11 protein-coding genes are annotated in these 12,604 nt (G+C 44.4%); 6 read left to right on the forward strand and 5 right to left on the reverse strand.

Annotated features, from left to right (window positions below):
- The first annotated feature begins 284 nt into the window (after positions 1–284).
- A complete protein-coding gene (gene miaB, locus ACOOFG_RS08505; RefSeq protein ID WP_420421048.1) occupies positions 285–1,628 on the forward strand; it encodes a tRNA (N6-isopentenyl adenosine(37)-C2)-methylthiotransferase MiaB in 1,344 nt (447 codons plus the stop codon).
- Here the strand turns inward: miaB and ACOOFG_RS08510 are convergent.
- Positions 1,594–2,190 (reverse strand): hypothetical protein, encoded by a 597-nt coding sequence (locus tag ACOOFG_RS08510; RefSeq protein WP_420421049.1) that lies wholly within the window; start codon positions 2,188–2,190, stop codon positions 1,594–1,596. The two genes, miaB and ACOOFG_RS08510, sit on opposite strands and share 35 nt — an antisense overlap.
- 209 nt (positions 2,191–2,399) lie before the next feature.
- On the opposite strand from ACOOFG_RS08510, the gene ACOOFG_RS08515 reads away from it, so the two are divergent.
- Entirely contained in the window at positions 2,400–3,104 is a 705-nt protein-coding gene (locus ACOOFG_RS08515) for a glycosyltransferase family 92 protein (RefSeq protein WP_420421050.1), read from the forward strand.
- A 237-nt stretch (positions 3,105–3,341) separates the two neighbouring features.
- On the opposite strand, the gene ligA is transcribed toward ACOOFG_RS08515, so the two are convergent.
- Positions 3,342–5,333: an NAD-dependent DNA ligase LigA gene (ligA, locus tag ACOOFG_RS08520; protein WP_420421051.1), complete on the reverse strand. Its 1,992-nt coding sequence runs from the start codon at positions 5,331–5,333 to the stop codon at positions 3,342–3,344.
- Positions 5,312–7,393 (reverse strand): 1,4-alpha-glucan branching protein GlgB, encoded by a 2,082-nt coding sequence (glgB, locus tag ACOOFG_RS08525; protein WP_420421052.1) that lies wholly within the window; start codon positions 7,391–7,393, stop codon positions 5,312–5,314. Before glgB ends, ligA begins: the two co-directional genes overlap by 22 nt.
- 26 nt (positions 7,394–7,419) lie before the next feature.
- On the opposite strand from glgB, the gene ACOOFG_RS08530 reads away from it, so the two are divergent.
- Genes ACOOFG_RS08530 through ACOOFG_RS08540 form a run of 3 tightly spaced genes read left to right on the forward strand, consistent with a single transcriptional unit; the run spans position 7,420 to position 9,388 of the window.
- Positions 7,420–8,418: a diacylglycerol/lipid kinase family protein gene (locus tag ACOOFG_RS08530; RefSeq protein WP_420421053.1), complete on the forward strand. Its 999-nt coding sequence runs from the start codon at positions 7,420–7,422 to the stop codon at positions 8,416–8,418.
- Positions 8,397–9,080, forward strand: coding sequence for an AzlC family ABC transporter permease (locus ACOOFG_RS08535; protein WP_420421054.1), 684 nt, complete (start codon positions 8,397–8,399; stop codon positions 9,078–9,080). Before ACOOFG_RS08530 ends, ACOOFG_RS08535 begins: the two co-directional genes overlap by 22 nt.
- Positions 9,077–9,388 carry a branched-chain amino acid transporter permease gene (locus tag ACOOFG_RS08540; protein ID WP_420421055.1) on the forward strand — a complete coding sequence of 104 codons (312 nt, stop codon included), beginning with the start codon at positions 9,077–9,079 and terminating at the stop codon, positions 9,386–9,388. Before ACOOFG_RS08535 ends, ACOOFG_RS08540 begins: the two co-directional genes overlap by 4 nt.
- A 65-nt stretch (positions 9,389–9,453) precedes the next feature.
- Here ACOOFG_RS08540 and ACOOFG_RS08545 read toward each other — a convergent pair whose 3' ends face one another.
- Together ACOOFG_RS08545 and mtaB are read right to left on the reverse strand one after the other, a co-directional pair.
- Positions 9,454–10,506, reverse strand: coding sequence for a glycoside hydrolase family 95-like protein (locus ACOOFG_RS08545; protein WP_420421056.1), 1,053 nt, complete (start codon positions 10,504–10,506; stop codon positions 9,454–9,456).
- Positions 10,487–11,755 carry a tRNA (N(6)-L-threonylcarbamoyladenosine(37)-C(2))-methylthiotransferase MtaB gene (mtaB, locus tag ACOOFG_RS08550; protein WP_420421057.1) on the reverse strand — a complete coding sequence of 423 codons (1,269 nt, stop codon included), beginning with the start codon at positions 11,753–11,755 and terminating at the stop codon, positions 10,487–10,489. The genes ACOOFG_RS08545 and mtaB overlap by 20 nt, the downstream gene beginning before the upstream one ends.
- Before the next feature lie 98 nt (positions 11,756–11,853).
- On the opposite strand from mtaB, the gene ACOOFG_RS08555 reads away from it, so the two are divergent.
- Positions 11,854–12,450, forward strand: a complete 597-nt coding sequence (locus ACOOFG_RS08555; RefSeq protein ID WP_420421058.1) for a MarC family protein — start codon at positions 11,854–11,856, stop codon at positions 12,448–12,450.
- Positions 12,451–12,604: the final 154 nt, after the last annotated feature.

Consider the following 12,604-nt stretch of genomic DNA (forward strand, 5'->3'; position numbering starts at 1 on the left):
TTTGGTGAAAATATACTCTTTTTTTACTTTTTTGCCAAGAGGGTTTTCGCAGATATTTTCACTTAAAACAAACAGAAAATAAAATAGAAAAACAAAACTTATTTGAATTTTTAAAATTATTTTTATTATAAAATATTTAACTGTTTCATTTTTTATATAACAAAACGCCTCTCTAGTCCCTCTTGCACGAAAGGATACAGATGTCTAAACTTCTTTGAAAAACTGAAATTAACAAGGGCGCGCTACCAATTACACGCCCTAGAACCCCAAGTGACTCCCTAGCTATGCATAAGAACGTGAAGAAGTTTTACATCCGCACTTACGGATGCCAAATGAATGAGCTCGATACTGAACTGATGATCGGCCAACTCGTGCAAAGAGGTCTTGAGCGTGTACACGATGAGGACGACGCCGACCTTCTCATTTTTAACACCTGCTCCATTCGTGACCTAGCCGAACGGAAGGTCATGGGAAAAATCGGCCAACTCAGCCGCTCCAAAAAGAAGAAAATCATCGGAATCACCGGTTGTATGGCCATGGCCAAAAAAGAAACCCTATTCCGAAAATTGCCCAATGTCGATTTTGTGATTGGAACCAACAACATCACAGATCTTGGAAATGTCGTCGATGAAGTCCTAGAAACAGGCGAAAAACGGATCAAGACCGATGATAAATTCGAAGAAAACCTCGATTACTTTGTCGCAAAGCGTGATGATAGAGTGAAAGCTCACGTATCTATCATCAGAGGATGCGATAAATTCTGCACCTACTGCGTAGTCCCTTACACTCGAGGACAAGAAGTCTCACGCCCTCCACAAGATATTGAAAAAGAATGTCGCTTACTCGCTGACCAAGGTTATAAAGAAGTCACTCTGCTTGGTCAAAATGTGAACAGCTATGGAAAAGATCAACCTGAGTGGAATGAACTCTTTCACGACCTGCTTTATCGTTTAGACAAAATCGATGGCATTGAACGGGTCCGGTTTATGACAAGTCACCCCATTGACATCACAGTGCAGCTCATGGAAGCGATTCGTGATCTCCCCTCTCTCTGCGAATTCGTCCACTTCCCCATCCAAGCCGGATCAAGTCGCATCTTACGAAAAATGCATCGGATCTACACGAAAGAACAGTACCTCGAAAAGGTCGAGCTCCTCCGCAAAATTGTTCCGAACGTTTCGCTTGGAACCGATATTATTGTCGGGTTCCCGACCGAAACAGAAGAAGAATTCCAAGAAACCTATGATGTGTTCAAAGAGATCCGATACTCGGTTGCATTCCTCTACACCTTCAGCCCTAGAAAGGGAACACCAGCGATGAGATGGCGTGATGACATCCCTGAAGAGGTCAAAGAAGAGCGCCTGCAACGTCTGATGGGTCTTTACCATGAAATCTGCACGGAAGAGCGACAAGCCATGCTAGGAGAGGAAGTCGAAGTCCTTGTCGATCGTTGGAACCGCGATGGACAACTCCGCGGACGCACCCGTTGTTGGAAAAAAGTAATTTTCCCTGGCGATGAGTCGTGCATCGGAACATTGCAGAAGGTAAAAATTCACAGCTTCAATCACCAAACATTGATTGGCGAGCGAGTTCCTACATCAATAGATCCCGCTCAGGCTTCTGCTTAACAACTGCTGCCATCAGCAGACCTGCTAAAAACCACGTGATGATCAAGTCAGCCATGTTGACTAGCAAAAAGAGGTTGCCTCCGCCAAACCAATTCCAATTCGGGATACTCCCCAAGACGCCAACAATCAGTCCCATTGTCGTCACAAAAAGAAGTCTCCCCATGTAGGTAGACTCGGACAGCTTCAACAAAAGAAAACTAATTAAGGCTGCTCCCAAAAATTGGTTCAAAAAGGAAATAATGTACTGTTTGGGACTCGTATAATCGATCCCCTTTCGCTTGATCTGCGCATAAACAAAGGGACCGTCTTTTGTAGATGACTTTTCGTGTTCGATTTTATCTTTGAGCTCACCGGGCGTCACAGCAGTTTTTGGAGAACCCGCATGAGGGATAATGTAAACACCGTCTTTTTTCACATTTTCTTTGATCACCCAAGATACAAATTCTTCATTGCGGAAAGATTGAAAAGTCCATTCATGCCAAGGGAAGACCATCCAAGAAACAAAACTCCAAACAAACGCAATGATCCCTCCGAGAATTCCTCCAAAAATTATTCTTCCCATTTTCGGTCACCTCATGGTCGTGTAAAAAATTTAATCTAGGCTACTCAAGAACTTCTTTAGCGTCAATATTAGGATAGGATCGTCCAGTTCATGTAGGCTAAAAGCCAAAAATATGTGACACACCAAGATGACAAATATTAAAACTTGAAAAATTGGATGCATGAATGTAGATTCACTGCATCATCGAATAAAACACATTAGAATTCATTATGAAATTCCTCAAATTAGCGACTATTTCTGTCTTAATTGTCTTTTTTGTTTCAGTAGGGCTAAGTTACCTAATGCAGACTGAGGGACTTTTTAAAAAATACGAACATGAACTTGCAGTTTGTGCAATTTTTAGAAACGAAGCACCTTATCTCAAGGAATGGATTGATTACCACCATGACATCTTAGGAGCCACGAAATTTTACTTGTATGATAACGAAAGTACAGATGAATACCTGTCTGTATTACGGCCTTACATCGAAAATGGCTTAGTTGAACTCATCGAATGGGATTCTACTGAAGAACATGCGATATATGTTGCAAAAGTTTGCACTTTCCCGTGGGCTCCTTATCAAATCGCTGCGTATACAGATTGTTGTAAAAATAGAGCGTTAAACAAGGTAAGGTGGCTTGCAGTCATGGACATTGATGAGTTCATTGTTCCGACAAAAAACCTTCAAAGTTTTCACAAATTGCTCAAGTCCGCCTCAAAACCAAACTTAAAAAAATTTCTCAAAAACCCCTTCAAAATGAGACGGCCTGCTGGTTGTATCAAACTTCATTGGTTGATGTTTGGGACATCAAAGATATGGGACATAGAAAAAGGTGAGCGATTAACCGATAAGCTGACTTATCGAGTAGAAGAAGACTACATAACACAGATCAACACAAAGTGCTTATACCGACCTGAAGCAGTTGAGACTTGATTGGTTCACAATGCGTTTATCAAAAAGACGCATTTTCGCAGTCAAAATATACCGATTTCAAACTGCCGTATTCACCACTATTTTACAGGACCTGAAAAGCGATTCATTGAAAAACGTAACCCCACAAAAGAGATTTTTGAGAGCTGTCAATTGAAGTTCAATGCAGTTGAGGACCTCACTTTAATTCAATTCCGCAAGTCCGTAGAAAATAGTACCCAGGGTTAAGATCTCAGGTGACTAAAGAGAAGCTTTGAAAACTTCTTCATTCATCATTGCAACCCCTAGCTTCTGTGCCTTATCGTATTTGGAACCTGGCTCTTCCCCAACAAGGACAAAGTCTGTCTTTTTACTAACTGAACTGGAGACTTTCCCTCCACGTTCTTTGATGAGATTGGCCGCCTCTGTTCGGGTAAATTCCTCGAGAGACCCAGTGAGAACAAAGGTTTTACCTTCAAAGCTATGTCCTGCAATTTTCTTATGGGCTGCGGTAGGTTTGATGCCGAGCTCAATGAGTTCATAGATTTCTTTGAGATGTTTTTCGTCTGAGAGAAACTCAACAATGGACTGAGCCACTTTGTCACCCACTCCGTCAATTTCGCAAAGTTGCTCTTCTGTCATCTCTTTGAGACGCTTAATCGATCCAGCTGCATCGGCTAAGAGCTGCGCTGTTCCTTCCCCAACATAGGGAATACCAATGGCAAAGATGAAACGGGCAAGAGTGACTTTTTTTGAGGACTCAAGACTTGCGAGCAAACTGTGAATGGACTTTTCCTTGAAGCCTTCGATCTGAGCCAGCTCTTTTTCAGTGAGTCGATACAAATCCGAGATACGTGATACAAATCCGATTTCGATCAGCTTTTTGACAATTTCTGGTCCAAGATGATCGATATCCATGGCGTTTTTGCTCGCAAAAAAGCTAATGCGTCGCAAGTTTTGCCCTCCACAAGCTGTGCGATTGGGACAGCGAACCGCCACTTCTCCTTCTTTACGGATCACTTCTGTGCCACAGATGGGACAACGGTTGGGCATGCGCCAAGTTTTTGATTCTTTAGGTCGTTTACTTTGGATCACCTCGACAACTTTGGGTATGACATCTCCCCCCTTTTCAATGATCACCGAGTCCCCCACTCGAATGTCTTTGCGAGCCACTTCTTCTTCATTGTGCAAAGTCGCACGTGAAATGGTGCTTCCAGCAAGGGAAACAGGTTGCAGCTTTGCAACGGGCGTGAGCACCCCTGTGCGTCCCACTTGGACGGTAATGTCTTCAATCACGGTTTCTGATTGTTCGGGGGCAAACTTGTAGGCTGCAGCCCAGCGAGGACTTTTTCCTGTCGCTCCCAAAATGTCATGGTCACGCAGATGATTCACTTTAATCACAATCCCATCGATTTCAAATGGAAGAGACGGACGTTCTTTTTCAACCCGATCCGCAAAGGCAAAAATTTCATCAAGGGATTGACATACGGCAAAGTGTTTTTCGCTTCCTACAGGAAGCCCCATTTTTTTGAGAAAATGATGATTCTCCGCTTGAGTTTTGAGAATCTTTTCACGTGTGATCACATTGTAAAACACGATGTCGAGTTTACGTTTAGCCACTTCAGTGGCATCGAGAAGCTTAAGCGAACCAGCTGCGGCATTACGAGGATTTGCCCAGGTGACATCTCCTGCTTCTTCACGTTCACGGTTCATTTCTGCAAAATCTTTCGTCGGTATGAAAACTTCTCCTCTCACTTCAAGGAGGTCGGGAATGTTGGCTCCTTTAAGTTCATGGGGAATGGAGCGAATTGTTTTCACATTGGCAGTGATATCATCTCCTTTGCGCCCGTTTCCTCGAGAAACAGCTCGCACGAGTTTTCCCTTTTCGTAGCGGACAGAAAGCGCAACTCCATCCATTTTGAGTTCAACACAAAATTCCACATCTTCCCGTTCGAGCAATTTGTAGACACGGGCAACGAAATCAGCCACTTCTTCTCTTGAATAGGTGTTCGCAAGAGAAAGCATCGGCACATCGTGCTGGACCTGTTTGAACCCTTTTGTGGGTCGTTCCTGAACTTGGCGTGTGGGGGTGTCGGAAGGGACCCAATCAGGATGAGAAGCTTCTATTTTCTCAGCTTCTTTGACAAGTAAGTCGTATTCATAGTCGGTGACTTCCGGCATCCCTTGATCAAAATAGAGCTGATTGTGCTTTTTGATTTCTTCTAAAAGTTTCATGTACTCTTCTTTTGACATAAGATGCTTGTTGAAAAGGGTGCTAGATTCAGACATGCGTTTTTGATGTTTGGGTTTAGTATGCCATACCCTCCATATTCTTGCGAATCGGTATTAAAAATTTCAATGGGCGTGAAACTTTTACAGGGGACAGTGACATTTTCTAGTTTTTGAGAAGTGAGGTTGTGGACACAAAGGAGAGTCTCATCTTTCCCATGGCGAAAGTAACTAAAAGTCTTTTCAGTCTCAACCCATTCAAAACCTTCTTTTGAGAAATCTTTTTCCCAAAGTGCGGGATGGCGTTGATAGAGATGATTCAGGTCTCGGACGCAGCTTTTCAACTTTTGGTGCAAAGGAAGTCCAATTAAATGCCAAGGAAGTTCCTCTTTACAATTCCATTCGTTCCATAGACCAAACTCGCCGCCCATGAAAAGGAGTTTTTTTCCTGGATGGCAAATCATGTAGCTCAAGAGCAGGCGTAAATTGGCAAATTTTTCCCACTCGTTTCCTGGCATCTTAGAAAGAAGGCTTTTTTTCTCATGGACAACCTCATCATGAGAAAGAGGCAGGAGGTGATGCTCATCAAAGTAGTAAGTGAACTCGTGGGTTAGAAGATTTTTTCGATGGTCACGATAAGGAAACCCCGTTTGAAAAAATCTTAAGGTGTCGTTCATCCAACCTAAATCCCATTTGAGGTGAAAGCCTAGCCCTCCCTCGGAAACAGGAGTGGTTACTCCTGGAAAAGCATGGGACTCTTCTGCAATCATCAAAACACCAGGATACTTTTTGTGCACTTGAGTGTTGAGCTCTTGCAAAAAGGCAATCGCTTTGAAATTTTCATTACCTCCTTTTTCATTGGGAATCCACTCCCCTTTTTTACGACCATAGTCAAGGTAGACCATCGAAGAGACTGCATCGACACGAAGACCATCAATGTGCATCTTCTCGAGGTAATAGAGGGCGCTTCCGATGAGGAAATTGACCACTTCGAAACGACCATAGTTGAAAATGTGGGTGTTCCAATGGGGATGATACCCCTGTCTGGGATCTTCATGTTCATAAAGATGGGTTCCATCAAACTGGACAATCGAGTGCATATCTGTTGGAAAGTGTCCAGGGACCCAATCAAAAATCACCCCAATGTCGTTTTGATGCAGGTGATCAATCAAATACTGAAAGTCTGCAATCGTTCCATACCGACTCGAAATGGCATAAAACCCGGTCACTTGGTATCCCCATGATTCATCAAGAGGATGCCCCATCACTGGCATGAATTCGACGTGGGTGTACCCCATCTCTTTGCAGTAATTGGCAAGATGTGGTGCCATCGTGCGGTAGTTCATGAACTGCAAGCCTTGCATTTTCCAAGAGCCCATATGGATTTCATAGATGTTGAGGGGCTTATTTAAGGAAGCTTGACTTATACGTTTTTCCATCCATTTATGGTCTTGCCAAACATGCTGGTCATTACGTGTGATAACAGATGCCGTATTCGGTCGCATTTCCCCTTGTAAGGCGTACGGATCGGCTTTGTAGAGCCCATGCCCTTCCGCGGTGAAGATGTAAAACTTGTACTTTTCCCCTTCTCCAAGTCCTGGAATAAAAAGTTCCCACACTCCCGAAGCTCCCATCAGTCGCATCGGATGCAACTCAGGATTCCAATGATTGAAATCTCCAACAAGGGAAACGGCATTGGCGCAAGGCGCCCAAACAGTAAACTTCACCCCTGTGACCCCATGATGAACGGTCAACCTCCCTCCCATCACCTCGGCAATTTTTTCGTGCTTCCCGAGCGCAAATAAACGCTCATCTTCTTCAGAAAATGTGGGTAAAAAGGCGTAGGGATCATGAGCTTCAAGACCAGATGGATGGGTGATACGGTAATCAGCTGTTCCAATCGATGGATCAACCTCAAGCTCAAATAGCCCCATGGTATCTACCGCTTTTGCTTGGTAGACTTTCCCTTGGACCTCCAGTGCTGCTTCGGTCGCTTCAGGCCGCCAAAGACGAATCACTTTTCCCTCCGGAGATTCATGGAGGCTCAGCAATTTATGAGGGTCTTTCATCATCATTTTTTGCATATGTTTTTTTCTACAGAAAAAACTCCATGAAAGCTACAATAAAATGGGTGATGATGAAACGGTTTTTTAAAATTCTTATAATCTGCGCCTGCCTCTTTTGCGTGGGAGCCAAAAGCCCCCCGAAAAAGAAGGTATGCTTCATTGTCAATCCGATTTCTGGAACGGGGAAAAATAAGAAGATCAAATCGCTCATCAAAAAGCATCTCGATCGGAAACAGTTCGATTACAAAATTTTCTACACCGATCGACCCAAACACGCGACAGAACTAGCCCAAAAAGCCCTCGAAAAAAAATTCGAAATCGTCGTCGCTGTGGGTGGAGATGGAACGATCAACGAAGTGGCACAAGGACTCATTGGCTCACCTGCAGCCTTAGGGATCATCCCAACGGGTTCAGGTAACGGTCTTGCCCGTCACTTTAAAATTCCCAGTGACCCCAAACTTGCTCTCGAAGTCATCAATGAAAACCACGACCGCTGGATAGACACTGTCAGAATCAACCATGAATCGTATATTGGAGTGGCAGGAATTGGGTTTGATGCCGAAGTCAGTCACGCCTTTGCAGAACTTGGAAAACGCGGGTTTTCATCCTATATCAAAGTGGTCCTTAGCGAGCTTCCCAACTACCAGCCTCAGGAGTATGAGCTGGTCATCGATGGCAAACCACTTGTTGAAAAAGCCTTTCTCATCTGCTTTGCCAACAGCAAGCAATACGGTAACAACGCCTTCATTGCCCCCCATGCTGAAATTGACGATGGCTACCTCGACGTGATCATCTTAAAAGAATTTCCAAAACACGCCACCCCAAAACTCGTCCATGACCTTTTCAACAGACAAATTGAGGACTCAAAGTACACCACAGTGCTTAAATGCCAAGAAGTGATCATTAAAAAGCCCTTGCAGTATCTTCACCTCGATGGAGAACCCATGCAATTCAATGAAGACGTCTATATCCGCGTTCTTCCCTCTTCTTTAAAAATTCTGACACCTACGGAAAAAGAGAAATGGTCCGACTTCCTTTTTTAATAGCTTTGAAAGATTCAGTTGCGACTTTCTTTGCGTACTTTCCCCTCGGAATTGTGTTTGGAATTCTATTCGTCGACCAACTTCATCTCCCCTGGTATTTAGCTCCATTTATGAGTCTGGTTGTCTTCGCTGGTGCGATTCAATTTGTTGCTCTCGGAATTTTCGCCGCTCATGGGTCCATCCTGGGACTTTTCATTACCTCTCTTTTTGTGGCGTTTCGAAACAGCTTTTATGGGCTATCCGTTTTGCACCGTTATGAAAAAGTAAGTTTTTGGCCCCGGCAATACCTCATCTTCGGACTTGTCGACGCGACCTTTTCCATCGTTCAACACCATGGAGAGCGAAAAAACGAAATCCCCTATTTGTTTCACCTCAATTGGGTCATCCATTTTTATTGGGTGGCTGGAACATTTATTGGGGCATATTTTGGAAAACACGTCTTTGAAATTCCTGGCCTTGAGTTTTCACTCACCGCCCTTTTCACCGTCTTTTTCATCGAACAGTGGAAGAAATGTAAAGATCTTTCCATCGCACTTGTAGCCCTTTTGGGCTTTGGTATAGGAGCGGCCTTCCTCCATAACCAAGCTTTTATCATTGGCATTCTCATCACCCTTTTTTACATCTGCCTTAGGTTCTTTTTGAAGGAGAATAAAAAATCATGACCCCTCTCGTTTTCATTCTTATCACCATCGGACTTGCGCTCATTGTCTACATCACACGCGCACTCCCTTTTCTCTTTTCAAAACAACTCAGAGCAAGCAGGCTAGCACAAGTGCTTTCCCGCTCTCTCCCTCTTGCGATCATGCTTTTGCTCGCCCTGCACGGTGTCCGCACCAGTGCTAGTCACACAACCGCCCTTATCGGCGTGGGAGTGACTGCCTTCATCCACTTGACCTTTAAGCAACCCATCATTAGCATTTTTGCTGGAACGGCAACTTACGTTTTATTAATCCATTATGCTGGAAGTTAGGATGTAACCTATCATTCGATTCCCGATCATCGATAAGGAACTTTGTGTCATGTCATGAGTTTCGGCTATTTTTCGAATCGGTCAAGCAGATATGTTTTGCCAGCTTCTAAAGCGAGTGGATCTTCTATGGAAACGCGTTTTCCATCTAGACGATACGACTTTAGGTCATTTTGCAGTTTGAGTTTCCAGGTCTGCTCCCCATTGGAGCGCAGTGTTAAACGACGAAGCGTTTTTTTCGACCACTCCAGATCGAGATTGAGATGCTCAGAAACCTGCAAATTGACCGCGCGACCGGAGTGGAGTTCGACAGGAAGGCACGGAAGCACTTCGATGGTGTCTCCTTGTGCGCTGAGAAATAGCATTCGAATAAGGTCAGCACCATGACTGAGCAAAATGAGCGGTGAGCCTTGCGCCTCTTTTTGAGGTGGAAGGATTCCTTGAAAATCGGTATCGAGAAGGCGCGGAGTGAGCATGCCCCCAAAGCCAACTTGAAAAAGCTGTAGAAGCAGCGATCCAACTTGGACACGGTCCTGGCCTTGGATAGCTTTTTCACATGCTTTGAAAAGTGTCGCCGTCCCTTCATAGTGCAATTGCTCTTTAGGACATTTCCGACCTAGTGCAAACCAAAGCGGCAGAATTTCACTTAAGCTCAGCCTTCTTCTAAGAAGCGTCCAATCTTGCTTCTTATGGCAACCAAAGTGGGTTTTTTCGTGAGGATGAGTCAGTTGCTTGTGAGACAGTGGAAATGCATACGTTTGTTTCCGCTTTAAAACTTCTTTCACGCCTTGAAATGAAAAAGGAAGGCCTTCATCAGGGCACCTTTCGACAAGAAGCACAATTGCATCTGGCTCTGCAGTTAGACGGAATGAAAAGTAACCTCTTTTTGCTGTCCCATAAATACGAACAAAATCCCGCTCTAAGTCTTGCATCAAGGTGTACCCTTGAATGGGACCTTGAGCTTCAAAAGAAAAGAGAATTTTTTCTTCTTCTGCTGCGAGATTTTCGAGTTCAAACTGAGTAGGATAGGCCGTCAATTTCCAAGATGAACTGGGTAGCATGCACGTTTCACCAGGCCGGTGAGAAAATGGACGGATATGATTAGTAAGCTGCGACGGCATGTGCCTCCACCTTTTTTCCAATTAAACCATCAGTGCTATTGGCAAAACACTCCACTTGAATCATTTCGTTCGAACGGAGCCCTTTCTCCTCGATTTGGACGGGAAGAAAGTGATCGGTATGTCCCATATTTTTACTTTCGAGTAGGACATCAAATGTGCGTCCAACATAACTTTGCCTTAGTTCAAACGCTACTTCGTCAGCTACTTTGAGAAGGTGTTGACGCCTTGTGTCGATCACACTTTGGGGCACTTTGTTGGGCATGCGAGAAGCACGCGTTTTCGGACGATCACTATAGGGAAACATGTGCACTTTTGCAAAGCGTATATCCCGGATGAGATCGACAGTTTCCTGAAAGTCCTCTTCCGACTCACCGGGAAAGCCCACAATCACATCGGTTGTAAAGGTGAAATCAGGGCTAGCGCTTAAGAGCCGCTCGGTCGCATCGAGAAAGTCGCGGCGCGTGTATTTTCGTCGCATCCGTTTAAGGGTAACATTTGAACCAGCCTGAAGCACGATATGCATGGAGTGACAAGTTTTTTTTCCATGAATCACCGCCTCGAGCAAATCATCTTCCACTTCATCTGGATCAATTGATGAGATCCTGACTCTCTCGAGCCCTTCTATTTGATCGACGAGACGCACAAGTGTACTCAAACGAACAGGATTCTCGGGCGTCCCTCCATCAAAATCTCCAATATTGATCCCTGTGAGGACAACTTCCTTATAACCATTTTCAACAAGTCCTTCGATTTCGGTAAGAATTTCAGGAACAGTTTTTGAACGGGAACGGCCTCGGACAAATGGAATGACACAGTAACTACAGTAGGAATTGCACCCATCTTGAATTTTGACAAAGGCACGGGTATGAGCTTCGAACCGCTCGATCTTAAATTCAGGCCACTCTTTTTCGGGAAAAACCTCTTCAAGGAGAGCTTCTTTTTTCTGGTTTGGAACCACGTCCGTGACCCCTTCGACTGCTCGGATTTCATCTGCAGCCCGCTCGGCCATGCACCCTGTGACAATGAGCTTCTCTGGAGCATGCTCGCGCGCTAGCTTCCGAATTTGATAGAGACTGCGCTTGTCTGCTGAAGCAGTGACTGTGCAAGTGTTGACAATGCAGACATCAGCGCTTTCTGCTTTGGCAGCTTCAACATAGCCAGAAGCTTTCAACTGATCGACATAGGCCTGCGATTCATATTGATTGGTCCGGCAACCAAGAGTGACAACTTTATATTTTTTCTTTTTCATCGGAGCTATTATGCCACAGAAACCTCAGAAAAGAAAGACCTACAAAAAAATTCTATTTCCACCTAGAATACTTGGCAAATTAACTTTAGGAGATCGTAATGCCAGCCCACCCCATTTCGATGGCGGTATCCCTCTTTTTTGTCATCAACGTCCTCGGAAACATCCCCCTCTTCATCGGCCTTTTAGCTCGCTATAAACCGCAGCAACAACGGGTCATTCTCATCCGCGAATTCGTTTTAGCTCTCGTGATTCTCCTTCTCTTCAATTATTTTGGAGCAAATATTTTCCACCTTCTTGGAATTTCTCAGCCCATCTTGGGTATGGCCGGAGGAATCCTCCTTCTGCTCATTTCCATTGGAATGATTTTCCCCAAACACGATCAAGAAGCTGGCCCGAAACACGAACCCATATTGGTCCCTCTTGCAACTCCTGTCATCGCCGGCCCAGGATCGATCACAGCCGTGATACTTTTTTCTAGCCGTTTAAATGATCAAGTCACCATGACAATGATCATCGTTGGAGCGATGTTTGTCTCGTTTATGATCACCTTAATTGCTTCTCTTTTGAAGCATGGTCTCGGAGAAAAGGGCTTGATTGCTTTTGAACGTTTGGGAGGGATGATTGTGGCTCTAATCGCCGTCCAGATGTTTGCATCTGGCGCAGTGGACTTCGTCAAGCAAAGTTTTACCCTGTAGGGTCACTTAATCTAAGTTGAAGGGATTTTCAATTTTCTTCACAAGTTTAACATGGTCGCATGGCCACATACTTGATGAAAGTAGGGACCATGCGATCATGTTGAAATTGGGTGAAAAGAAAAATTTAAGCAGCTTAGATTAAGAGACACTACGG

Origin of the sequence: Simkania sp., assembly GCF_965215465.1 — a bacterium.
Lineage (GTDB): Bacteria > Chlamydiota > Chlamydiia > Chlamydiales > Simkaniaceae > Simkania.